Here is a 26,098-nt window from a genome sequence, read left to right on the forward strand (position 1 = left end):
TCGGGGTTAAGCAAAGTGTGTTGAAACGCGAACACAGAATAAATGGGTAGTGACTGCTCAAGGATGGGGGATCTGGCAGGTGAATAAAGTTAATCGCTCTTTACTGGCGTTAGCTCTGTTAATGGGTGCAGTGCCGGTACTTTCTGCACTAAAAAGTGGGGCATGGCAGGAGCTGCGCACAGCTACGGATGCGATAAACGGCACCCCGCCGACGGCGGACAGCGCGTTCGTTCCGGTTTATCAGGGCAGCGTTGTGCTCTCTCCCGGTGAAGCGCACGCTGTGGCCTTCAGCGCGATGCCCCGCGACTTCAGCATTGACGATTCAGCCAGCGCACTGCAGCTGGCTAATCCGCTCGATACCGAGGGCGATCTGTTCGCCATACCCCCGCTGCGCTGGGAAAGCGAACAGGCGCCCGCTATCAGTTTAGTCTGGGCAGATGCGGCCACACCGGATGAACCGCTTAACCCGCAGCCGGTCGCCAATAAAACGTTCTGTGCGCAGAATATGGCCGGCGGGCATTACGTGGTCTGGCCGCAGCTGGAAGATAGCAGTGCGCTACCCGCGCTTTACCTCATTACGTCGACGGGAACACCGAACAGCAATACGGTTGCTTTAACCGAACAAAAAGTGGCGATTGACGTAGCTGCCGCCGTGGGCGAGCCACTGTCACTCAGCGCCGTGCCGATGGACGACACGTTAAAAGCAGCCAAGGTCAAAGCAGGGGAAAGTATCACGCTGACCGTTACCACCCGCGATTGCGCCGGTAACGTGGTGGGCAATACCGCATTTATTATTACCCGCAGCGATGCGCTTAACCGCCAGAACATCGTCAACAATAATGCACCGGTACACGTTGGTGATACGGAACTGACCACCACGGCGACGGAATACCACGGTGTTACGGGCGCTGACGGCAAAGCGACAGTAACCGTCACCCAGGCAAACGGCCCTGGCGTAAAAACTACCCTGACGGTGATGCCGGCAAACAATACGGCGCTAAAAGACAGCGTCGATGTTATTTTCACCACCCTGACCAGCCCGGACAGCGACAAAGCGGCGATGTGGGGGCATATGGAAGAAAGCGCTACGGCAAACGTCGATGGCGTCACCTATACCTTCACGCGTCCAAAACTGGCGGCAGAAACCAGTGGCACTAGTGCTACTTTTGCTGCCAACAATGAAAGCTGGGCGCAGTTTACCTGGGATAGCGCGGATAACCACTGTGCCATTTTGCCGGATGCCGAACAGCTGGTGGCGCTGCGGGCCGCCCACAGCACCGCGGCGGCCTATCCCGGTTGGCCAATTGATACCTACTGGTCGTCCACGAAAGATCAGCTCGATATTTATCACTACGCCACCAGTATGGGGAGCGGGGCGGTGATACGAGAAAGCAACAGTACGGCTTTACTGGTGAGCTGCGTGGATAAAGCGCTGCCTTTAGCGTATCCACAAATCACGCTTTCTCCCGATGCGCCATACAAGGCGGAAGTCGGCGAGACGATGGATGTGATAGCCAGCGTGGTTGACCGGAATACCAATAAACCGTTGCCTTATCGTTATCTTGAACTGTTTGTCGACCCCGCCTCTAACCGTAAAGGGGAGCATAAAGATGAGTGGGATAATCTGCGGGTCGTTGTCCGTAGTGATGATATGCGTGCATCGTCCCCGGAACACTATACCGGGGTAACGGACGCGAACGGGCAGGTGCATCTGTCATTCAGTCACGACAGCGGGATGGGGGTGGAAACACCGATCCGTATCGTGATGATGGATGACGAAGGCGCAAGCGTCACATTGCCGTTTAACGTGATTTTTACGGTGATAACCAGCCCGGACGTCGACAGCGCCAGGATGTATGGTCATATGGCGCGGGGCATCGTGGAGTCCGGTAACCTCTATAAGCGCCCGCTGCTGGCGTCAGAAACCAGTCATAAAACCGGTCAGCAAACTGAAAACAACGAAGAGTGGGCCACCTTCGACGCGTTGATCTCCGCCACCGCGCAGTGCGGAGCAGGGCAGGTACCTGATACGGGTTCTCTTGAAACGCTCTACAGTGCACATCCTGATAATAAAATCCTGACAGAACACGGCTGGCCGACGGCGTCTGATGCTTATATGGCCGATGATGCCATGCAGATGGCGTATTTCAATCTGGGCGATGGCAGTAAAGGTATCGGCGGAGTGGCCCATTATCTGACCTGTTCAGCCAATGAAATGGTTGCTCAACTGAGCGTCTACTTCAATGACGATGTCTCGTTACGCCTGCCCGTCGCCAAAGTTGGCGAGCAAATCAAAATGAACGTCCATTCACAAAATGCGTTGAACGGAGCAACGATAGCGAATGTGAAGTTTTCAGTCACCATGGGGCTCGGCAAAAATCGCAGCGGGATGACCACCGGCTTTACTGACCCAAGCCAGGGGGAATTGCTGTTTGACAGCGTTGCCTATGGCGCGGGTACATCTTCAATGACGTATGAGGGGATGACGGATGCAAACGGTGACGCGCAAATTATTCTTGAGCAGCCACGCGGCGTGGGGTTAATCACACCGCTAAGCGTAGTACCGATTGATTCACTGCTGAACTCGCCTATCTCGCGTAGCGTGAAGTTTACCGTTCCGACAAGCCCGGATACGCCAAAAGCCCATATGTGGGGGCATATGGCGGACGCCGTAACAGTGGATAATCTCACGTTTGAACGCCCGAAACTGGCGGCAGAGTCAGGGGCAACCCGAACCCAGGATGAAGCGAATGAAACCTGGGCTCGCCTCACACATGCCGATGCGCTGGGAAATACCGCAGCCGGGGGATGTGCACTTAATCGTCTGCCGCGTATCGACCAGCTTACCACTTTGTACAATGCCAACAATGGCGGAGAGATACATACGGTTGCCGGATGGCCTGTGGGGCTTGACTACTGGTCCGTCACGTACGCCAGCCAGTCCAGCTGGCAGCAGATATCGTTGTCGGGTGGTGAGGTGACGGCGGGGGACGATGTTTCGGATTACGTCAGTTGCCTGACCAGCGATAACCCGGCGGCGGCGTCCATCACCATTGAACCGGTGGATGCGTCGCAGTGGTATGACAACAACGTTAATAGCGTACATGCGGTAAGAGTGAAGAAAGGCGAGACGCTACAACTGAAGGTCACGGTGAAAGACGCCAATGGAAACCCTGTGCCGCAAGCACCTTTTGTCATGAGCCGTGGTGATGGTTTTACCCGACAGAATGTTAAACATGCCGCTGGCAGCGGTGACAGTATTGTGTCGCCGGTGGTCATTGACGGCGAATCTGTTAACGACACGGCGACGAAAATCGGCGGCCTGACGGGCGTGGACGGCAGCAAAATCGTCAATGTGACCCGCCCGGATACGCACGGCACTAAAGTGGCGATAACGGCGGCGCTGTACGGCAATGCCAGTGTGAGTGCCAGCCTCGACACCATCTTTACGGTGGTCACCAGCCCCGACTCGGACAAGGCGACGCTGTGGGGACATATGACGGACACGCTGACGGCGGCAGACGGTACGAGCTACCACCGGCCGCTGCTGTACGCGGAGCTGAGTAATACCCTCAATGTGATGAGCTATACGGAAGATAACGAGGCGTGGTCCCGTTTTTACGGCCCTGATGGCCGCAAGAACAATGCAGAGATGTGCGCGGCCGGGTATTACCCTGCCATCGACGCTCTGGACGCGCTTTATCGCCAGTACCCGGACAGAAGCATCAAGACGGCACAGGGCTGGCCGATAGACTACTCCTACTGGAGTGGCAGCTATGTGAGTAAGTTTTCTTCTGAAGCGCCCATCGATTTTTATGTCGTCGATCTGGATGATGGCAGTCATCATTCGGTGTCGGCGACGGATACCAGCGCCATGCAGTACCAGATTTGTACGAGTACGGGGGCTGCACAGGCCACGACGATCGCGCTGACCTCGACGGTGGCAATAGACGAAACCGCGCAAGCGGTGAAAGTGAAAACGGGTGAAAGAGTGCCGTTAACGGTCACCACCACGGATGCTGCCGGTAACCCGGTAGGGAACGTTGCGTTTACCCTGACGCGAGACCGAGGTTCGATACGTGGCAGCAGTGCGCTTACTTCCTGGACCATACCAACCATGGAGCTGGTGCTGACCGGACAGGCGCCGCAGACCTGGCTTTATAACGGCACCTATTATGGGGTCACCGGCCCGGACGGCACGCTGTCTCTTGATGTAGGTGAAGATACTGGGCCGGGGTTGAAAACGGTGTTGAACGCCAGCTTGTATAAAACCCCTGCGGCAACCTCGTCGCTGTCGACAGTGTTTACCGTACTCACCAGTCCAGACAGCAGTAAAGCCCAGATGTGGGGGCATATGCCGGAGACTTTCACCGCCAGCAACGGCGCGGAATTTATGCGCCCAAGGCTAAGGAATGAGCTGAATTCAACCACGGATACGGAGTCGGTCATACAAAACAATGAAATGTGGTACACGGTGAAAAATGTGAATAGCGGACGCGGGGCCTGCACGATGAGCCAAATGCCGACGGCGGCCGATTTAACGTCGCTGTATAACGATCACCCAGATGGCGCATTAACCGCTGATTACGGTCTTCCGATGATCGCCTCATATGGGTGGTGGGCGGGTGATAAGACGCTAAGCGGGCAAACGTCATTATATCAATACATTAATTTTCGTAATGGTGTCATGAAAACAACGACATCTTCGTCCCCGACCAACGTAACGCAGTTGTGTCTGACGGCAAAACGTGAGTATGTCATTACGCTTGACTCTTCCACGCCATGGAATGAGGCGTACGCAAGCTTCATGGGTAAGAAAGGCGAAACGTTACCGCTAACGGTTAGCGTAAAAAATGCTGCCGGCATCCCACAGGCCAATACCGTGGTGGTGCTGGGGCGTTCTTCATCGACCACGCGAGCCAGTACGGTGATATCAAACAACCAGGCTTACATGACCTTGACGCCCGTTACGCCTGAGGGGAGTGCGACGAGTTTCAATTCCGGTTCGTCGAAATGGTATGGAATGACGGATGCTGATGGTAAAGCGCAATTGGCGTTAGCGCAGGACAATTCGAGCGGCCTGAAAACGACGGTAACCGCCACGGTGGAGGGAGACAGTTTAGCCACGGTGAGTAAAAACGTAATCTTTTCCGTTCTCACCAGCCCGGACAGCGATAAGGCCGCCATGTGGGGCCATATGCCGGAAACGGTGACTAACAGCGCTGGCGTTACATTCCATCGCCCTTATCTTGCTGCGGAGACGTCGGGTTACGCTTCCAGCGTCAACAGCGGCAATGAACGCTGGCCGTTGAGGTTGCAATCCACCACGCTGACGGCCGGGAAGTCCGACTGTGATGAGGCGTATCAGCCTTTATTAAGCGATCTACAAACATTGTATGCAGATAATCCCAGCGGCGCATTGTTTGAACGTTATGGTTGGCCGGTGAATGAAAAATGGTTCTGGTTTGCGGTAGATCGCGCGGCGAATACCGGGAACTATCAGTCTATGCGGCTGGATGTGGGGAACGTATCGTCAAGCAGTTCTGCGAGTAATACAGGGGCGCAGGTTTGCCTGGTCGACCCGCATTCGCCGGTACCTGCGACGATTGAACTGACTTCCAGTATTGCCCTCGATACGGTAAGCGATGCGGTGAAAGTCAAAAAAGGAGAAGAGATCCCGCTCACCGTCACCATGAAAGACAGCAGCGGCAATCCGTCTGCGAATGCGGCATTTACGATTTCGCGTAGTCAAGGTCTGTCTCGCCGGGGGGAAGCGAAAACTACCGGGAACGGCGGCGTGACGGACGATCTTTTTCTGCAGGAACTGACGCCAGTGGCGACAACGGTGCTACTGGATGATCATATTGATGTCTATCACGGCGTGACGGGGGCGGGCGGTAAGGCGACGTTTAGCCTGCGTCAGGACACTGCGATGGGGCTGAAAACGGCGATTTCGGCGAAGATGGACGATTATCCTAATTTGACCTCTTCGCTTAACGTGATCTTTACCGTAATTTCCAGCCCCGATAGTGACAAGGCTCAATACTGGGGGCATATGCCGGAAACGGTGGCCAGCAGCGATGGCGTAGTCTTTAAGCGACCACTGTTGATGAATGAAGCGCCGTCGCATGATAACACCTTTGGTTCTTACAGCATTGGCAATGAAATTTGGTCATTGTTTAACCATGGTGGCGCAGGGTTGGCAAGTAAATCTGGCTGTTCCGATGATCATCAGCCGACGCTGAAAGAAATGCAAAGACTTTACAGTGATTACCCGGGCGGTCAATTAGGTGAACGTTTTGGCTGGCCGATCGATCGCTCAAATATTGCCTGGTGGGTATTCGACAGAGTGGGCCAGAACTACCAGACCATCGATCTTACCAGCGGCTATGTGAATGCAACGAAAACGGCAAACGATAATCAGGCACTGGTTTACCTGATGAATCCACACGCTCAGAGTGTCTCAACTTTACGTGATAAGCATAAGCGGCAATAAGAGAGAGTAAAAGAACGCGCGTACTAGCGGGTTTTCAGTGCGCGCGTTTTTTTCTGGGGAGTGACTGCCATCACTTCACTCTCCACCCAGCCGTCTTCGAGTCGGGTCGTTATTTGTTGACCCTTTTTCACCTGTTTTACTTTCTTCAGCACCTCTCCATTCTGTGCGGTGGAGACGCTATAGCCGCGCGCTAACGTTGCCAGCGGGCTGACGGCTTCCAGATGCGTGACCGCTTTGCCGAAACGCTCGCGCTGCTCGCTTAGCCGCGCGCGGATATTTTCCGCCAGTCGATATTCCAGTTGCTGCACCCGTGACTGCGCGCGATGAATGCGCGGCTGCGGATTCTGCTGGTTCAGCCGCTGCAGCATGCGCTGCTGACGCTGATTGGCCTGTTTAATTTTATTCTCAAGTGCGAAGTTCATTCTCTGACGCAGTCGTTCCAGCACGGTCTGCTGGCGGGCCAGACGCAGCTGCGGATGCTGCTGTTGCAAGCGGTGATTAAGCTGGGTAAATCGGCGAGTTCGGTTGGCGAGATAGTAATCCATCGCCATTTCCAGACGTTGCTGACCATGCTGAATTTGACGCAGCAGTTCGAGCTGATTGCGGCTGACAATTTCTGCGGCCGCCGACGGCGTTGGCGCGCGCAGGTCGCCGACAAAATCGGCAATGGTCACATCGGTTTCATGGCCGACGGCACTCACCACCGGAATACGGCTGGCAAATATCGCCCGTGCTACGCGCTCGTCGTTAAAGCTCCACAAATCTTCCAGCGAGCCGCCGCCGCGCCCGACGATTAATACGTCACACTCGCCGCGGGCGTTTGCCAGCTCAATAGCGCGCACAATCTGCCCCGGCGCATCGTCGCCCTGGACAGCGGTTGGATAGATAATAACGGGCAGGGAAGGGTCACGACGCTTCAGCACGTGGAGAATATCGTGTAGCGCTGCCCCGGTTTTCGAGGTGATCACCCCGACGCAGTGGGCCGGTGAGGGCAGCGTTTTTTTGAACTGCTGATCGAACAGCCCTTCAGCCTGCAGTTTGGCCTTCAGTTGCTCATACTTCTGTTGCAACAGACCTTCACCCGCAGGCTGCATGCTCTCAACAATTATCTGGTAGTCCCCACGCGGTTCATACAATGTAATGTTGGCGCGCACCAGCACCTGTTGCCCGTGCTGCGGGCGGAACGTTACCCGGCGGTTGCTGTTGCGAAACATCGCGCAGCGAACCTGAGCGGTGTCATCTTTGAGCGTGAAGTACCAATGACCCGAGGACGGCTGAGTGAAATTGGAGATTTCACCGCTGATCCACACTTGCCCCATTTCCTGCTCAAGCAGCAAACGAACCGTCTGATTCAGGCGGCTTACGGTAAAAATTGAGGTGGTCTGAGAGGATAACATGTGAGCGGGATCAAATTCTAAATCAGCAGGTTATTCAGTCGAAAGTAACATGCTCACAGAGGAGCGCAAGGTTTTTTTGCAAAAAAGTGTGGATGCAATCGGTTACGCTCTGTATAATGCCGCGGCAATATTTAATAACCTCCCAGGTGAGATATTGCCCATGCTACGTATCGCAAAAGAAGCCCTGACGTTTGACGACGTCCTCCTCGTTCCCGCTCATTCTACCGTTCTGCCGAATACTGCTGACCTCAGCACCCAGTTGACGAAAACCATTCGCCTGAACATTCCTATGCTCTCCGCAGCAATGGACACCGTGACGGAAGCGCGCCTGGCAATTGCCCTGGCCCAGGAAGGCGGCATCGGTTTTATCCACAAAAACATGTCCATCGAGCGCCAGGCTGAAGAAGTTCGCCGCGTGAAGAAACACGAATCTGGCGTGGTAACTGACCCACAGACCGTACTGCCAACCACTACTCTGCGCGAAGTGAAAGAACTGACCGAGCGTAACGGCTTTGCAGGCTACCCGGTGGTGACTGAAGATAACGAACTGGTCGGTATCATCACCGGCCGTGACGTGCGTTTTGTGACTGACCTGAACCAGCCGGTTAGCGTATATATGACGCCAAAAGAGCGTCTGGTGACCGTTCGTGAAGGCGAAGCGCGCGATGTCGTTTTTGCCAAAATGCACGAAAAACGCGTTGAGAAAGCGCTGGTTGTTGATGACAGCTTCCATCTGCTCGGTATGATCACCGTAAAAGATTTCCAGAAAGCTGAACGTAAACCTAACGCCTGTAAAGACGAGCATGGTCGTCTGCGCGTTGGTGCAGCTGTAGGCGCAGGTGCTGGTAACGAAGAGCGTGTTGACGCGCTGGTTGCCGCGGGCGTTGATGTACTGCTGATTGACTCCTCTCACGGCCACTCTGAAGGCGTACTGCAGCGTATTCGTGAAACTCGCGCTAAATATCCTGATCTGCAGATTATCGGCGGTAACGTTGCTACGGGCGCAGGTGCTCGCGCGTTGGCTGAAGCTGGCTGCAGCGCTGTTAAAGTGGGTATCGGCCCTGGCTCCATCTGTACTACCCGTATCGTGACCGGCGTCGGTGTTCCGCAGATCACCGCCGTTTCTGATGCCGTTGAAGCGTTGGAAGGCACCGGTATTCCAGTTATCGCCGATGGCGGTATTCGTTTCTCCGGCGACATCGCTAAAGCGATTGCCGCTGGTGCTGCCGCAGTGATGGTTGGTTCCATGCTGGCGGGTACTGAAGAATCCCCGGGCGAAATCGAACTGTACCAGGGCCGTTCTTACAAATCTTACCGCGGTATGGGTTCTCTGGGCGCGATGTCCAAAGGGTCTTCTGACCGTTACTTCCAGAGCGATAACGCCGCTGACAAACTGGTCCCGGAAGGTATCGAAGGCCGCGTAGCCTATAAAGGCCGCCTGAAAGAGATCATTCACCAGCAGATGGGCGGCCTGCGCTCCTGTATGGGGCTGACCGGCTGTGGTACTATCGACGCGCTGCGAACGAAAGCAGAGTTTGTACGCATCAGCGGTGCGGGTATTCAGGAAAGTCACGTTCACGATGTGACCATCACCAAAGAGTCCCCTAACTACCGCATGGGCTCCTGATAAGTTTCCGCGCCCGGCTATATGCCGGGCGAATTTGTTTCACTTGCCTCGGAATTAGCGTCAATGACAGACAATATTCATAAACATCGCATTCTCATCCTCGATTTCGGCTCGCAGTACACTCAGTTGGTTGCACGTCGCGTACGTGAACTGGGCGTCTACTGTGAACTGTGGGCATGGGATGTTACGGAAGCACAAATTCGCGAATTCAACCCAAGCGGTATTATTCTTTCCGGTGGCCCGGAAAGTACCACCGAAGAAAACAGCCCGCGTGCGCCGGAATACGTTTTCAATGCGGGCGTGCCGGTGTTCGGCGTGTGCTACGGCATGCAGACCATGGCAATGCAGCTCGGTGGTCATGTTGAAGGTTCTAACGAACGTGAATTTGGCTATGCGCAGGTTGAAGTTCAGACCGACAGCGCGCTTGTCCGCGGTATTGAAGACTCCCTGACCGCAGACGGCAAACCGTTGCTGGATGTGTGGATGAGCCACGGCGACAAAGTGACTGCCATTCCGGAAGGTTTCGTGACTGTTGCCAGCACCGACAGCTGCCCGTTTGCTATCATGGCGCACGAAGAAAAACGCTTCTACGGCGTGCAGTTCCACCCGGAAGTTACCCACACCCGTCAGGGCATGCGCATGCTGGAGCGTTTTGTGCGCGATATCTGCCAGTGTGAAGCGCTGTGGACGCCGGCAAAAATTATCGATGACGCCGTTGCCCGCATTCGTGAGCAGGTTGGCAATGACAAAGTTATCCTCGGTCTGTCCGGTGGCGTTGACTCCTCTGTGACTGCGATGCTGCTGCACCGTGCAATCGGAAAAAACCTGACCTGCGTGTTCGTCGACAACGGTCTGCTGCGCCTGAACGAAGCCCAGCAGGTAATGGATATGTTTGGTGACCATTTTGGCCTGAACATCGTTCATGTTGAAGGCGAACAGCGTTTCCTCGACGCGCTGAAAGGCGAGAACGACCCGGAAGCGAAACGTAAGATCATCGGCCGCGTATTCGTTGAAGTGTTCGACGAAGAAGCGCTGAAGCTGGAAGACGTTAAGTGGCTGGCACAGGGCACCATCTACCCTGACGTGATCGAATCTGCCGCTTCCGCCACCGGTAAAGCGCACGTCATCAAATCTCACCACAACGTGGGCGGTTTGCCGAAAGAGATGAAGATGGGTCTGGTTGAGCCGCTGCGTGAGCTGTTCAAAGACGAAGTGCGTAAGATTGGTCTGGAACTGGGCCTGCCGTACGATATGCTGTACCGTCACCCGTTCCCGGGACCGGGGCTGGGCGTACGTGTGCTTGGCGAAGTTAAGAAAGAGTACTGCGACCTGCTGCGTCGCGCGGATGCTATCTTCATTGAAGAACTGCACAAAGCTGACCTGTACAACAAAGTCAGCCAGGCGTTCACCGTGTTCCTGCCGGTACGTTCCGTTGGCGTCATGGGCGATGGCCGTAAGTACGACTGGGTTGTTTCCCTGCGTGCAGTAGAAACCATCGACTTTATGACCGCGCACTGGGCACACCTGCCGTATGATTTCTTAGGCCGTGTCTCTAACCGCATCATTAACGAAGTGAACGGCATTTCCCGCGTCGTTTATGATATCAGCGGTAAGCCACCGGCTACCATTGAGTGGGAATGATTTAACGTCTGGCAACTGCCTGCACGTAAAAGCAGTAAAACACCTCTAAGCCCGCGTAACTGCGGGCTTTTTTGTTTTTGTGTCTGGCATTTTCTGGCAGCTGTTAGCAACGGGAAGCACGGTTTTTTCAATGGAATTTTTGATGGTACTCTCTGGTTTTGAATTCAGATTTGAAAAAGTACCATGTGATAAATTTCAGTTGAGTTATGGTATTTGTTTTTTATAACTCACTTAAAAACAGATAGTTAAATGACTTTTCTGGGGTTTTTACAACATGGTATTAATTGATAAAGGGAAACAATAAACCATGTTGACTGACACCAGACTGCGTCACCTTAAGCCGAAGGAGAAACTCTATAAAGTTAATGACCGTGATGGTTTGTATGTTGCGGTCACTCCGGCTGGAGCGATCTCATTTCGTTATAACTATTCAATAAACGGAAGACAGGAGACCGTTACATTTGGCCGCTATGGTGTTGGAGGGATTACGCTTGCAGAAGCGCGTGAACGGCTCAATGAAGCTAAAAAAATGGTTGCCAGTGGAAGATCACCTGCGAGGGAAAAAGCCAGAGATAAAGCGCGTATCAAAGATGCGGAGACTTTTGGTGCGTGGGCTGAGAAATGGTTACGCGGTTATCAAATGGCTGAATCGACACGTGATATGCGGCGTTCGGTATATCAAAGGGAGTTGAAGGCAAAATTTGCCCAGCAGAAACTGATTGAGATTACACATGAAGACTTACGCGCATTAACCGATAACATTGTCGAGAGAGGGGCACCGGCGACAGCTGTACACGCCAGAGAGATTGTATTGCAAGTCTATCGCTGGGCTATTGAGCGCGGTCAGAAGGTGGAGAATCCAGCTGATCTGGTACGGCCTGCAAGCATAGCTAAATTTGAGCCTCGTGACAGGGCATTGACGCCAATTGAAATCGGTCTGATGTATCGGTATATGGAACGGGTAGGAACGACGCCATCAATTAGAGCAGCGGTCAAACTTTTGCTGTTAACGATGGTACGTAAAAGTGAGCTTACTAACGCGACCTGGAACGAGATCAATTTTAGTGAAGCCGTATGGACGATACCAAAGGAGAGGATGAAACGACGTAATCCACATTTGGTTTTTCTTCCCCGACAGGCAATGGATATTTTGATTGCACTCAAAACCTTTGCCGGTAGCTCTGATTTTATCCTTCCTTCGCGGTACGATTCCGATGTGCCAATGAGTAGCGCTACTTTAAACCGGGTTTTGACACTGACGTATCGCCTGGCACAGAAAGAAGGGCAGTCATTGCCCAAGTTTGGTCCACATGACTTACGGCGAACAGCTAGTACCTTGTTGCATGAGGCCGGGTACAATACTGACTGGATTGAGAAGTGCCTTGCGCATGAACAGAAAGGGGTTCGAGCTGTTTATAACAAGGCCGAATATCGGGAGCAGAGGGCAGAGATGCTACAAGACTGGGCGAATATGATTGATGAATGGATGGCCAAGTGACTTATAACCACAAAGTTAATCAGCCCTTGCTTCTTTCTATACTAGAATTGAGTTCTAGCACCAAAGCCAGTTTTTCCTGAACATAGGAGGCAACTTTAAACAACTCTTGCCATAGATCCGAACGTAGGAAAACACCTTTATGATCTGAGACAAGTTAGATGAATAGCCATAGCTTAATCATGAAAATAATCTTCCCTATGTCATGAAAATGAATTATACCATTATATGATGGTTCGATTATTTCTTGTAAATATCTTAAAAAGATTCCGATTGTGTAATTATATAAAAAGGGTGCTTTTATGTCATACTCACCGAGTGAAATTAAGGTTTTTTTTGAGAACAATCCTGAGATTAACTCATTGATTCCCAATCCGATTTTTATTTCTGATTCGCCATTTATTTCAGCGCTTAACCAAAAGCTAAATTTTTCCACACAGAAAACAGAAGATGATGATTTTTACCGAGTGATTTTTAAAAAGGACTCTTCTCGGGATTTGATGACAATTAATAGTGGGGAGTTAAAAGGGCTGCTTACATCTACTTGTATTGAAAAAGGAAAAATTAGTAGTGTTGCTGGTTTAAAAAAAGTTGAGTTAGATAACCAAATAGATATCATGCCTACTTTATTGGGTATTAGCCTTTTTAGCACGATAAGAAATAATTTATCATACATCTCTCAACTCTGTGTTGATATAAGAAATCATCAAATCATAGAAGAGCAGGCTCGTTTCGAAAGGATTTCAGAAACTATAGTAGATAGTTTTAAATGTATACCTGATATTTCTTTAGATAGGTCAATGCGAGACGTTTATTTGTCAAGGATAGTTAAAAATAATGATGATTGTTATGAGATGTATATAACTCAGAGATGTAACTTCAGTCAACTATTATTGTCACAGCCACAATTTAATTCAACTGGTTACAACCATTTCTTCATTGTTAATGGCTATAATTTTTACCCCAGTGATTTTTTTGAAAGTAAAGTTCTTAAGCATCCAGTCTTCGCAGTGTTTGAGCGTTTAGTGGCCGGTAGGATTTGTGAAATTGTACTTAGTGGTAATTATTCCGAGAGCAACGTTCAAAGGCATAAATCTTTTATAAGTAGAGCGTGCGATGAACTCAAAAGTATGATGGATTATCGATTAAATGCTTTCAATAATTTTACGAATGAACAAGAGCATAATATCGAGTCAGACTTAAGTTTAAACGGGTATGATCTCGAGAGATTAAAAGGGCAACTACTACAACATAACTCTTTCGTTAAAATGATAAACAAAAAAATATCTGAATTACTGGTTGAAAAGTTAATGGGGTTTAATATTTTGTCACACCTTGTGAATAGAGATGAAATACATGTCTTTATTGTTGATGGGAAGTTAATAATAAATGATATTGAGCTTTCACTTGCAAAGGATGAATGATGTTTTAACTGATTGATTTATTTACGGGCTCGATGTTAATTATAATAATTAGACCGGCCGCTATTTTTTTGTGGTTATATGGTGGCAGGTCTATTTGTTAAGGTTTTTATCCTGACTTTATTTTTATTGATAACGCCTCCGGGGGGGGGGTTCTTAAAAATTAGCGTAAGTACAAGGGGTTATTTAACTGCAGTTTCGAGTGTTCTATTTTAATATTCCATTGCAACACTGCTTGTTAAGCTTCTGATAATTCAATGTGGTTTTTTAGATTAGTGGAAAGGTTATCATGTATTCTTATTTATTTTTTTGAACGAACTATGACGAAAGAAACAATTTCTTAATATAAAATTCCTTTCTTACAGATGCTAATGCTTTAGACACAGCCTGACGTGTCATAGAGAAGTGATAATTTTCTGTTAAAATCTGTGCAACCTCAGATTGATTAAAACCTTGATTTATTAATATAAGAATTCTTTTCTTCGTGTCGGAAAGTTTAGAATCAGCCATACGTTGTGCAATATTTCTTAATTCACCTATGTCTGCAGGTGTCAAGGTTTGAGACAGAATCCAATGAAAGAAATAGTCGTCAATTAATCTATCCCCTGAGTGTGCATTGGCTTTATTGGGTTTAGCGCATTGCCGTCTCAGTCTTATTAGTTCTTTATTAAACTGTTCGTAAGAACGCTTTCCTTGTCTGTACTTGGGATTCCATTGACCGTCGGTCAGTCTGGGCCTATGGTTCGAGCAATATTGATGGCTAAGGACCAATTTTTCATGATCGGGGAACTCAATATCGTTAGCAGCATATTCTGATATTTCACTAATAAATTGAGAGTATTCAGTCTGGTTACCGCAGAACTCGCAAAAACCGAGTTTACGCTGTGAATTTATAGTTACCCCTTTTGCAGGTGAGGATTTCTTCGGCCGCTTGGATGCACACTCACTAACTAACTCAATAAGAGATTCAATCGTAGCAATAAGGCATTTATCAAGAGAAGTTTGACGATCTAAAGTCAGGATGAAATTACGCAAAAGAAGTCTTTGTGCCCGTGCTACGACATTAAAACCCATTTTTTTGATTAATTCACTAAATCCTATGTCTGCGCCAGAGATGTAGTCCTTATGGCTTAGTGGCAGGGAATTTATATACGCCGCTACTGCAGGGTCAATCACTTCCTGAACCAGACGCAGTATTGGATACCTCCGCGAAGCTATGGAATACGGAGATCCGCGTTCTACAAACATTTTTATTGCTGCTGCAACTGTAGGGTCACAGCCTTCCCAGGTAGTAATTTTCATGTCAACCATTTTAGCCAATGAATAGGTTTTAGCAAGTGGTAATGCTTGGCATTGTTTAGGCCTGATTGGAAACTGGAGGAAGGTAAATGCAAACAAAGGCAAATAGCACGCTTATCAATAGAAAAACACTTCTGAAAATGATCCCATTGTCGGCCCGGACTATTTATAACCTTGAGCAACGAGGAGAGTTTCCTCGCCGCATAGCGCTTACCAGCCGAAATGTTGCATGGCAACTGTCTGAAGTAGAACAGTGGATTGCGGATCGTAAATCAGCAATGTTTAAAGCGGCCAGACCCGGTATTGTTTTAGGTAGGTAACTGTAATGTCATTGAACATAATGGAAGCGTTTGAAGCTAAGCCACAACCAATTGATTATGTTTTGCCTAATCTTGCTGCTGGTACTGTCGGAGCGATTATTTCTCCGGGAGGTGTTGGTAAGTCAATGCTGGCATTACAACTCGCTGTGCAGATTACTTGTAGTGTAGACCTTTTAAACTTTGGTGAATATCCAACCGGGTTAGTGGCCTATCTGCCAGTGGAGGACTCGGCAACTATCATTCACCATCGTTTATATGCTTTGGGAAAATATCTAACAGCACGTCAGCAGCAGCTTGTAGCTGATAAGTTACTAGTTGAACCTTTGGTAGGTAAATGTCCAAATATTTTCTTGTCAGGTTGGAGCAACTTAATCAATGAAATTTCAAAAGGTAGACGGTTAATAATTCTGGATACTCTTCGCCGTTTCCACCAGGAAGATGAGAATAATAGCGGAGCAATGTCCAAAGTCATTGGAAAGCTAGAAGGTATTGCTGCTGATACTGGGTGTTCGATTATATTTCTACACCATTCAAACAAAGGCACTGCCACGATGGGAATTGGTGATATACAACAGGCAAGCAGGGGTAGTAGTGTCCTGGTTGATAATATACGGTGGCAATCTTATCTGGCGGGTATGACCGCATTAGAAGCGAAGACCTACGGTATTGCTGATGGCATTCGAGATCAATTTGTTAGATTTGGAATCAATAAAGCAAATTATGGTGAACGTGCCCCTGATCGTTGGTTTCAGAGGCACGAGGGGGGAGTATTAAGAATAACGGCGCTCAGCTCGAAGAATAATAAAAAGCTTACTAAAGAAAGAACATCGGCCTGGAATGGCGCTGACAATGACAACTGGTAATAAAGTGGCACCCACAAGTACAGCATGGCAAGCCAGGGTAGTTCTGTATCAGCCAAGCCAGCGTCCTCAAGAGCTAAAGGGACAGTGGATGGAGACCAGTTTCGGACGTTGTCGTGTTACCGGTCGTCTCGGACAACGTCATGCCGATATCGTGGAGGCAATATTATATGTTGCCGAGAAACGTCGTGAAATTTCTGATGGTGGAATCGAATTATTAGTGGATCCAGCGAAGGTACGCCGAACGCTATCCGATGCACAATATAGCTATGGTCGCATACAAAAATTGCTTATAGATCTCCGCGTTGCAACAGTTGAAATTATAACTCCAGAGCTGGAGAGAAGAGGCGATTGTATAATAGGAGGGCTAATCGATCATGTAGTGCCATCACCTATGACTCGGCCTGATCCCCTGACCGGGGGAAAACGTCGTTTATGGCGTGTCCGTCTGGGGGTTGCACTCGCAATGTTGTTGAAAAGGGATTTGCATTTTTATTATCCCCCTGGCCCCATCGCTCGATTACAACATGGTATTAGCCAGGCTGTTGCTCGTCACGTCTTAACTCATAAGCATAATCCTTCAGGAGGCTGGTATATGGATAAGTTGATAATGGCAGTTTGTGGTGAAGGGATGAGTAATATGACTTTGCGTAATTATCGTCGACGATTGAAAGAAGATGCCGGGCAATTGCTTGAAATTGGCATTGAGATAAAAAGTGCCAAGATAAAACGTGTCACAACGGCCCGATAGTGTGCTACAGCGGCCCGATAACGTGTTATAGCGGCCCGATAGTGTGTCACAGCGGCCCGATTTTTTAACTATTCAGCAGTATTTATAGGATCATTCAGTATCTTCAGGCTTTTAAATCGCCAGCCTGAGCAGGCGCTTTCAAATCAAGAATCGGCCAAAGGCCGATGGTTGGACGCCAGAAGAGGAGATTATCTACGCACTTGTTATATAGACACTTGAGGTAGGTTTTCATGACATATGAGGTACACCCTTAGCCTTATGCATAGAGGGAGATTTTAGCCGCTAAAATCTGCAGGTCACATGCTGAGATATGGTAATTAAACTAGTTCATGAACAATTAAAAGGCTTCTTACAATATATCGAAACATGAATGAAGTTGGTGGGCGTCAATATATAACTACTAAAAGTTATTTTCAAACGGGAGAAATATAATTTCCCTTGCGAAAAACAAAGTTGCTGCAGATTTTTATTCGAGTAATCCTGCAGTAATACAGTAAGAAAACACATCCTGTACACAGGAATACACAATACGTACACAGATATACAACGGCAACTGTGGGGCAGGACATGTGAAGTAGGCCCACCGCTTACGCGATGTTCCCCTTCACTTCCCTTTATTCGCAGCCGGGGCTGCTCAAAGGGAATCCTGCTCTGCGAGGCTGGCCGATACGGAGAGTCATATGACTGTTGTTCAGACTCTGTTTTCCATATGTCAGTGACTGTTAACAGTGAGAGTGTTCAATATGAATAATCAGTTAATATTGAGGTGGAATATGAAGTTATTGGTACAGATGTTTACATCATTGAGAGGGATTTTAGCCGCTAAAAAAATGGTGCCCATTTTCCTTTCCGTATCGTTGATAGCTCTGGCGGCTAAAGCCGGGATTCCGGTCATTGATGGTACTAACGTGGTTCAAACGACAATCAGCGCAGTCAATAACGTTCAGGCCGTAGCAAAACAAATTCAGCAGTATCAGACGCAGCTCCAGCAGTATGAAAATATGCTGCGAAATACTACTGCGCCTGCAGCATATATCTGGGATCAGGCCAATTCTACGATCAATAAATTACTGCAGGCGCAGGATACACTGAACTATTACAAGAACCAGACAGGTAGTCTTGATTCGTACCTCAAGCGCTATCAGGACATTAATTACTATCGTTCATCAGCTTGCTTCAACAGCAATATTACATGTACTGCCGATGATATAAAAGCGCTGCGGAGTGCTGATAAGGACAGTTCGGAGGCACGTAAAAAGGCTAATGATGCGGTCTTTAAAGCTCTCGACCAACAACAAGAATCATTGCAATCTGACGCTGACAGCCTTGTAGACCTGCAAAGCCAGGCGAGCGGGGCAACTGGTCAGATGAAGGCAATACAGGCCGGAAACCAACTTGCCAGTGCTCAGGCCAACCAACTGCTGCAGATACGCTCACTTCTGGTAGCCCAACAGAATGCCGCAATGACACTGGCTCAAGTACAGGCAGATAAAGAAGCTCAACAGACAGTAGCTGATGAGAAAGTATTAGCTGGGGATAATAAACCAAGCCCTAAACGAGTTTGGTGAGGAGACAGAATGAATAATAAATTCGTGATGTCATTTGTTGTAATCATCTCGTTGATTTTATGTTCTTGTGAAAGAAAAGATAAGGAGTGTTTATTGTTGCCAGAAAATAATCCTGATGGATTCAAATACGATAATTGTGCTCTTCGTGGCAATAATAGTCCAAGTCCTAAGCGAGATTGGTAATTATGAAAATCGCAAGAAAACTTACATTTTTAGGTGTGGTATTTTTCTTTTCTGTGAATGCCTACGCAGGCCAACTGGATAGCAGTGGCTTACTTGATACTTTATTGGATAAGTATCAGCAAGTTGCCAGTACATGGACGACAGTAATTGGTAATTATGCAAATTGGCTATTTTGGGGGTTGGTATTAATAAGTATGGTATGGACGTTCGGTATGATCGCTATGAAAGGGGGCGGCTTACAAGATTTACTTGCTGAAATAGTAAGGTTTTTCACCGTGAATGGTTTTTTCTATTATCTTTTAAGTAATGGTCCCGCGATATCTAAATCTATAATTGATTCTATGAGAGAGCTTGCCGCAAATGCTTTAGGAACTAGTGCGGGTATTTCACCTTCAAGTATAGTTGATATAGCCTTTGTGATACTAACGAAAATAAGTTCTGCAGCATCGATCTGGTCACCAATGATCTCCACTATTATGATCACTGTCGCGATAATTGTTTTGGTTGTAATGTCACTCATCGCGATAAATATGCTGATAATGTTGGTTTCTGCGTGGGTGTTATGTTACGCCGGAGTTATATTACTTGGTTTTGGTGGATCGAAGTGGACTTCTGATATAACAATTAATTATTTGCGTACTGTTTTATCAATCGGTGTTCAGCTGTTCACAATGACATTAATTATTGGCATTGGACAGTCATTTATAGACCAATATTTTTCTATCATTAAAGATGATGTTCCAGATCTTAATAGCCTTATTGTTTTGCTTCTGGCGTCAATTATCCTTTTAGTATTAACGAATAAGTTGCCACTGTTGTTATCAGGTGTTGTAGGAGGGGCGTCTTTACAAGGAATTGGTGGGTTTGGGGCGGGTATGATTACCGGCGCTGCCGCCACTGCCATCAGCGGTGCTGGGGCAATGGCAATGGGGGCATCAGCTCAAGTCAGCGGTGGAGCCTCTGCATTAAAAGCAGCGTTCGAGTCTGCGCAAGCTGCCATGGCCGAAGAGTCGGGTTCCGGCGGCGTAATTGGTGGTGGTGAAGATACCGGTTCTTTAGACACGTCGGGAGAGCAACCATCCGGTAAAGGTAGCTCCAGTGGGGGAAGCGAAGGTTTTGCTGCATCCTTCTCGCGAGCTGGCCGCATGGCAAGCCATATGGGAAGCAGTATGGCTAACGGTGCTGCTGAGTACCAGACAATGAAGCGAAGTGGCAATTCTTCTCGTGTCCAACAGACTATTGGAGGGGCGTTGGCGACTCAGATACGTAAACAAACAGCTACTCGTCGGGATAACCGCGAACATGATGATTTTGCGGGGGATAGCTTATCCGGCAATAATAAATCTTGAATCGCACGCGTCAGTTAACGAGGTTGCGTGAACTGACGCTTTCACTGAGCGAACTTTACTGCTGCAACTCAAAGGAAAATCCATGTCCAGGACTCCCTATTCACGGTTACGCATCGAGGGTTTTCGCAAAGCAGAGGCTTCCCTGAGACTTAAAGGAATGGACCCCAGTGGTACGTTGCTCTATGAGTCCATTAAAGCACGTATTATTTCAGGTGAGCTGACGTATGAGCAGGGACGTTCAGAGATTCTTGCTTACTACACAAAAGCAGATACCGCCGGGCCTGCGACAGTGGGGGAAATGTTGGTAGAGGAATTCCTAAAACCACTGAGCATGTCCCACGATGAACTGGCGAAATCTATGGGTATTTGCAAGCAGGATATTGAAGATATTATCTGCGGTTTGCGTCGTCTTACGGATGATGAGGCTCGCGTTCTTGCTGACATATTTGGGACTGATGAGGATTTCTGGCGCAATCTGCAGATGTTGCAAGATCGCCCAGAGCAACGGCGTAAGTAATCAACGGGGAGCAGGTCAGCCCCTCAAGTGTCATGAAATTCGACCGTTTTGTGGATGGATTTTGAGACACTGCTAGTTTCTAACGAGAACTTTACTCTGAGGAAAGGCTTACCAAAAGGGTGGTTTTCCGAACGCATTAAAAAATGACATCCGAGACTATCCGAACCCTAATTGTCGCATTGACATTCTCGTCAAGTTTTCAACGCCCCGGTTGTGTCAATGAAACAGTAAATTGGCTACGCACGGTCGACGCACCATCGCGCTGATCGTCTCGCCACCCGAAATGCTCTTGGCCACAATCGACGCCTTCACGACATTCAGGCCAGTGCCGTCGGCGCAAATATGCTCACTCGCACTCCCGCTTAATCTCTCTTATGATGTCAATTGGAGATTAATTAGGGGGTGGGATGTTAGAAGTCGACAAAAAACGTGAAGCAACAGCTTCAATTAGGGGCTATTTCTACCAGCTCGATGCATCGTTACTCGAAATCCTGAATGCGGGCCTGAACGAGAGCATTGTCATCGAGGGCATTGAAGACTTCGACCGCTACACCGATGAAGGCGTCATTTACGGCCAGGTAAAATACTACGCGGAGCAGAACCTGACAGACTCGGTACTGCGTGATCCTCTGCATAAGCTCTTTGTTCATTTCCATGGGCTCGAAGAAGCACAGCGGACAGGCCGAAAATACCTGCTGTACGGGCACTTTTCGGAAGTTAAGATCGATATTGGTGAGCTTTCCGTGGAGCGCTTTAAATCGGTGATGGAATACCGAAAGGAAGTGAAGGCCGCTGACGGTACAAAATCCTACGAAAAGAAGTCGTTGCTCGACGGCATGGCCGCGCCAGATGGGCTAATTGAGGTGTTCTGCAAGAGCTTCAGCATACAAATCTCGACGGAATTTTCTGAACATCGCAATCTCGTCATCGAGGCAATACGGAAAAACCAAAACGTCTCCAGGTTTGAGGCCGAAGGTTTTCACTATCCAATGGCCTTCGACTACATCGCCACACTCGCCACGAAAAAAGATCACAACGACCGTAAGGTCACCCGTCTTGATCTGCAGGAACTGCTCAAAGGTACTCAAGCTATACATAATCGTTGGCTTCTTCGGGAGAAGGATGCAAGTGAGTACGCGGAGCATATGAAACGCCTGTACTTCTCGCTCACGAACGGCGCAGGAATCGTCCGTGCTTTCATCATTGAATGCAATGCTGCAACCGACGGTTCGGTTGTCTACGACCAACTCAGAGCAATCGGCAACAACTGGAGTTCTGCTAAGCAGCGCCGCATCCAGAATTCCGAGCGCTACGCGCCATTCATCCTGTTACGCGGCGCGGATGAAAAACTCATCATGCAAGTGAAGAACATGCTTTTCGATACTGGAACAGTTTTCGTAGATGGTTTCCCATATCGCGGATCGCCATTCCGCATCGATCATGTTCATAGCCAGCAGACCCAAGAGCACCAAATCGAAATTCGTTTTGTTGACGACGTTGACCAGTTGCTGGAGGTCCTCGATGGGGTGGGGCGGAAGTTATGCCATATATACGATTTCTTCCTTGAACGCCCTATAACCATGGTGCTGCCTGGTCCAAAGAGTCGGATGTATTCGATTCCCATCAGTAGTATCTCCACAATCACGAAAATTATCTGAGGACGAACAATGACTGAAAAAATCGCCAATGCTGAGGTTGTCGCCGTTTACCCCAACAAAGTCAGAGTGGCTGTCGATGATCTTTTGAACTTCCAGGCGGCTGGAGAGTCTCTTCGTGTTGGGTCCTTTCTCAAGGTGTCGGACAACGACAACGTTTCTCTCATCTGCATCATCGAAAGCTTTTCAATCGAGATGAAAGAGGTGAAAGGCGACGGAAGCAGTGACTACAAGCGCGTTTATATGATTGATGCGTATCCTCTTGGGACCCTTAAAGACGGAAAGTTCAATCGCGGCGGTGACGAACTCGCCATTCCACCAAAGAAGGTCGTCCCGGCGACGAAAGCGGAAATCGCAGCCATCTATGCAGACAGCTATGCTGCTGAAGACCGCTTTTGCTTTTCGTCATTGACCAGGCAACGTGATATCGTTGTACCTGTTCATGGCGACCGGTTTTTCAACAAACATATTGCTGTTGTCGGTGCTTCGGGATCGGGAAAATCGTCGAGTGTGTCGTCGGTTCTGCAAAGGGCTATATCAGCCAAAACAGGCGAATACCAAGGCCTCAACAACTCCCATATCCTGATATTTGATCTTCATTCCGAATATGCCGCAGCGTTTCCGAAAGCAAATGTCATTACCGTCGATGATCTCGTCCTGCCGTATTGGTTGCTAAACGAAGACGAGATGGAGGACATGTTTCTGGAGTCAGGTGACAATAATAATTACAATCAGGAGGCATTGCTGCGGCAGATTGTTACTATCGCAAAAAAGATCAGTAATCCTGATGTAGAGAAGGTCAATTTTGACAGTCCACTTCCATACGAGATCAATCATGTAGCGAATGCGTTCAGAAATCTCACCAGAGAGACAAAGAACGCTGACAATTCTTTGCTGATCAAGTTCAAGGACAATACGGAAATCGATTTCCCTGACGTTGATGCTCAGATCGAACACTATTGTATGGAATTGCGCGAATTCGCGCCGACAAAACGTAGTGAGATTAATAAAGGGCCGTATGCCGACGGGACAATCGACAAGTTCGAACGACGGGTCAGATCAAAAATCGCGAACACGCGCCTAGGGTTTATTTTCGGTGAAAAGGCTAAGAAGGCTTCTTTGGAGGATGTTCTTAAACAGTTCACTGGCTATAACGTGGGCGGTGAGTCGAATGCCACCATCATTGATCTTAGCGGCATCCCTTTTGAACTACTCAGCATCACCGTTTCGCTCATCTCCCGTCTAATGTTCGATTTTTGCTACTATGCCCGGCGCGTTGAAAGCAAAACCGAACAGCCATTCCTGATGGTCTATGAGGAAGCGCACAAATATGCGCCGAAGAGCGGTCTTTCCCGCTATAAGGCTTCACTGGCTGCTATCGAACGCATAGCCAAAGAAGGCCGAAAATACGGCATCAGTCTACTGATTTCGAGCCAGCGACCGTCTGAAATTTCAGAAACTATTTTTTCGCAATGTTCCAACTTCCTGGCGATGCGTCTTACTAATCCTGATGATCAAAGCTATGTCCGCCGACTACTACCGGATACGCTTGGCAATTTGACCGAGGGAATGCCCGCGCTGGAGCAAGGGGAGGCGATTCTGATCGGGGACGCCGTCATCATGCCGTGTGTGGTGTATGTTGAGAAATGCGACCCCGAACCCTCGTCCAGTGACGTGAAATATCTAACGCTCTGGAAAGCGGAGTGGAAGACGATCGACTTCAAAAAGCGTGCCGATAACTGGCGAGGGTGACGGGTGCTGATCAAGGATCACTGGTCCAGATTGTCTATATGGATAAATGATCCGAACCGAATGAAACCAGGCAGCGCAGGGGGCTGTGAACCCCAAACCCGCCAGACCGCCGTCGGCTCCGGATGTGACGTTTCGCCCGAAGCTCGGAGAGTGGCAGCTTTCCCGCACTCATAGATCAAGACCTGCCGCTCCCCATATGATCGCGAACGGCGGGTTTGTCCCCAAGGTCGGGCCATATTTACAACTCCTGCCTTTAGTCGTGGCGAGCCGTTATTGGATGGCAATAGGGAGCGTTTCTAGGTCGTTAGCTCGAAGTATGGTATCAACCATAGCATTCTTGATTCATTTTTTTATAACATACTGATAAATATTGCTTTTATGAGGATGCAAACAATCGAGTGGGAGTGGGGATTTATATTAATCTTCTGATTTTTAAAGATAAAACCTGATTATAAGTCGATGTGTACTGTGTTGTTAATGGTCTTTGGCATGGCTCGAAACGGTTAAGCCATAAGATTTATCTCGGTACCATGCTTGGTGGAGCGTTCAAGGCAGGAGCTTGTGCTGGGATCAGTGGCCGACTGCTGCCGTTGGTATCCTGTAACTAACGGCCAGCAGTAGACATTGCTATTCAGGCACCTATCGTCCGGCAGTTTGCCGAATGATTTACGCCCACATCGTGCGATGTTAGGCGTTCGTGCAGATGCTTGCTCATCCATTGGAAATGCTGGAAGAATTGGAGTTTCGCTTGCCGGCAAACCTCATACATCCTGGAGGCTTACTCCGAGCCACGTGACAACGCATTTTTCAAGGCCACTGAGGGACATACGACGCGCAACAGCTTGCGAAATCGCGGGCGCTCCATATGAGACTGTGCAGGGCATTCGGCAACGTGTCTGAGAAGACGGCTCATGGTACTCATTCGCAGCACTTGACGGTCGAGCTCAGCGGCACGTTGAAGCAGGATTGACTGCGCTAGATCTGGACTGTACCGGATGGCAAAACAGGTCGCTTAAATTACCTCGGGGTGTCAACTTCCTTGATACTTACCGGTCACCGGGTATTGGTGCTATGATCGGCATCGCTCAGTCCGGTTGGTGGTTTGTGATGTTTGGCGATTGATTAGATCGCACAATCCGGGCTGAGTTCCCTTTTGGTGATCTACTATTTGGCGCAGCTATTTAGTCGTTATGCGTTTAGAGAGGGTATATGCAGCCTGATATATTTTTAGATGATTTTGAAGTAACAGAAAATACAGAAGAATTACATTCTATTCTTGGCCGTAGCTTGGTTATTTCTACAAGATTCGATAGCTTATGTGATCAAACATTAAAATTTTTAGATTTTAAATCATCGTTATCTGTACTTTTACCAGAAAAAGAGTTTAAAGAATACGTTGATATATTATTCTCTAAGTTTTCTACACTTAACAGTAATATTAATGGGTTGATTATCGATGATTCGTATAAATCCATCTTACATGAAGCACGTAAAGCCAGAAATGAGATTGCTCATAGTGTGGGGAAAGGTTTGACCGGTTGTTTAGATGGTAAAGTAGATGAAGAAAAATTTAAATCTTATCTGTCTAATCTGATATATAGGATTGCTGATGGTGATTTTGTAATATCAACAATATTATCAGTCATAAATCATGACCAAGTGCCTAATTATAAACAGGGTCAGTATCAGAAAAAAATAGTCAATTGGACTCTTGGTAACTAAACGTATAATAAGCCAGTAAAATTGACGTGTTAAACGCGGGTGGGT

At 48.5% G+C, this 26,098-nt stretch carries 17 protein-coding genes; 15 read left to right on the forward strand and 2 right to left on the reverse strand.

Annotation, left to right across the window (positions count from 1 at the left end; all coding sequences use genetic code 11):
• Positions 1-79: 79 nt before the first annotated feature.
• Positions 80-6,496, forward strand: a complete 6,417-nt coding sequence (locus tag OGV71_RS01015) for an adhesion domain-containing protein (protein WP_502873627.1) — start codon at positions 80-82, stop codon at positions 6,494-6,496.
• Between the two features lie 23 nt (positions 6,497-6,519).
• On the opposite strand, the gene xseA is transcribed toward OGV71_RS01015, so the two are convergent.
• Complete coding sequence (gene xseA / locus OGV71_RS01020; protein WP_286532398.1) at positions 6,520-7,893, reverse strand: exodeoxyribonuclease VII large subunit; 1,374 nt, start codon at positions 7,891-7,893, stop codon at positions 6,520-6,522.
• A gap of 160 nt (positions 7,894-8,053) precedes the next feature.
• On the opposite strand from xseA, the gene guaB reads away from it, so the two are divergent.
• The 4 genes from guaB (at position 8,054) to OGV71_RS01040 (ending at position 14,080) form a co-directional block, all read left to right on the forward strand.
• Positions 8,054-9,520: an IMP dehydrogenase gene (gene guaB / locus OGV71_RS01025; RefSeq protein ID WP_003037756.1), complete on the forward strand. Its 1,467-nt coding sequence runs from the start codon at positions 8,054-8,056 to the stop codon at positions 9,518-9,520.
• A 63-nt stretch (positions 9,521-9,583) separates the two neighbouring features.
• The gene (guaA, locus tag OGV71_RS01030; protein ID WP_003037760.1) at positions 9,584-11,161 is read left to right on the forward strand and encodes a glutamine-hydrolyzing GMP synthase; all 1,578 of its coding nucleotides are present in this window, start codon (positions 9,584-9,586) and stop codon (positions 11,159-11,161) included.
• Positions 11,162-11,468: 307 nt separating this feature from the next.
• Positions 11,469-12,659 carry a tyrosine-type recombinase/integrase gene (locus OGV71_RS01035; protein WP_286532401.1) on the forward strand — a complete coding sequence of 397 codons (1,191 nt, stop codon included), beginning with the start codon at positions 11,469-11,471 and terminating at the stop codon, positions 12,657-12,659.
• 299 nt (positions 12,660-12,958) lie between these two features.
• The gene (locus tag OGV71_RS01040; RefSeq protein ID WP_286532404.1) at positions 12,959-14,080 is read left to right on the forward strand and encodes a hypothetical protein; all 1,122 of its coding nucleotides are present in this window, start codon (positions 12,959-12,961) and stop codon (positions 14,078-14,080) included.
• A 315-nt stretch (positions 14,081-14,395) separates the two neighbouring features.
• On the opposite strand, the gene OGV71_RS01045 is transcribed toward OGV71_RS01040, so the two are convergent.
• The gene (locus OGV71_RS01045) at positions 14,396-15,379 is read right to left on the reverse strand and encodes a LuxR family transcriptional regulator (protein ID WP_286532407.1); all 984 of its coding nucleotides are present in this window, start codon (positions 15,377-15,379) and stop codon (positions 14,396-14,398) included.
• A gap of 86 nt (positions 15,380-15,465) precedes the next feature.
• Between OGV71_RS01045 and OGV71_RS01050 the strand changes: the two genes are divergently transcribed.
• From OGV71_RS01050 to OGV71_RS01095, 10 genes are all read left to right on the forward strand, one after another.
• A complete protein-coding gene (locus OGV71_RS01050; RefSeq protein WP_050927029.1) occupies positions 15,466-15,696 on the forward strand; it encodes a helix-turn-helix transcriptional regulator in 231 nt (76 codons plus the stop codon).
• Between the two features lie 5 nt (positions 15,697-15,701).
• Positions 15,702-16,559, forward strand: coding sequence for a helicase RepA family protein (locus tag OGV71_RS01055; protein WP_286532417.1), 858 nt, complete (start codon positions 15,702-15,704; stop codon positions 16,557-16,559).
• Positions 16,546-17,307 (forward strand): ABC transporter ATPase, encoded by a 762-nt coding sequence (locus OGV71_RS01060; RefSeq protein ID WP_286532419.1) that lies wholly within the window; start codon positions 16,546-16,548, stop codon positions 17,305-17,307. The genes OGV71_RS01055 and OGV71_RS01060 overlap by 14 nt, the downstream gene beginning before the upstream one ends.
• 773 nt (positions 17,308-18,080) lie before the next feature.
• The gene (gene trbJ, locus OGV71_RS01065; protein ID WP_286532423.1) at positions 18,081-18,875 is read left to right on the forward strand and encodes a P-type conjugative transfer protein TrbJ; all 795 of its coding nucleotides are present in this window, start codon (positions 18,081-18,083) and stop codon (positions 18,873-18,875) included.
• Between the two features lie 9 nt (positions 18,876-18,884).
• Positions 18,885-19,058, forward strand: coding sequence for a hypothetical protein (locus OGV71_RS01070; RefSeq protein WP_249643099.1), 174 nt, complete (start codon positions 18,885-18,887; stop codon positions 19,056-19,058).
• A gap of 2 nt (positions 19,059-19,060) precedes the next feature.
• The gene (trbL, locus tag OGV71_RS01075; protein ID WP_286532425.1) at positions 19,061-20,407 is read left to right on the forward strand and encodes a P-type conjugative transfer protein TrbL; all 1,347 of its coding nucleotides are present in this window, start codon (positions 19,061-19,063) and stop codon (positions 20,405-20,407) included.
• Positions 20,408-20,489: 82 nt separating this feature from the next.
• Entirely contained in the window at positions 20,490-20,924 is a 435-nt protein-coding gene (locus OGV71_RS01080) for a HigA family addiction module antitoxin (RefSeq protein WP_286532427.1), read from the forward strand.
• Between the two features lie 407 nt (positions 20,925-21,331).
• Positions 21,332-22,582 carry a DUF4297 family anti-phage-associated protein gene (locus OGV71_RS01085; protein ID WP_249643102.1) on the forward strand — a complete coding sequence of 417 codons (1,251 nt, stop codon included), beginning with the start codon at positions 21,332-21,334 and terminating at the stop codon, positions 22,580-22,582.
• Between the two features lie 9 nt (positions 22,583-22,591).
• Entirely contained in the window at positions 22,592-24,331 is a 1,740-nt protein-coding gene (gene herA / locus OGV71_RS01090) for an anti-phage-associated helicase HerA (RefSeq protein ID WP_286532429.1), read from the forward strand.
• Between the two features lie 1,209 nt (positions 24,332-25,540).
• Positions 25,541-26,053 (forward strand): hypothetical protein, encoded by a 513-nt coding sequence (locus tag OGV71_RS01095; RefSeq protein WP_286532431.1) that lies wholly within the window; start codon positions 25,541-25,543, stop codon positions 26,051-26,053.
• Positions 26,054-26,098: the final 45 nt, after the last annotated feature.

This window comes from Citrobacter sp. Cf088, from assembly GCF_030334295.1.
Classification (GTDB): Bacteria; Pseudomonadota; Gammaproteobacteria; order Enterobacterales; family Enterobacteriaceae; genus Citrobacter; species Citrobacter freundii.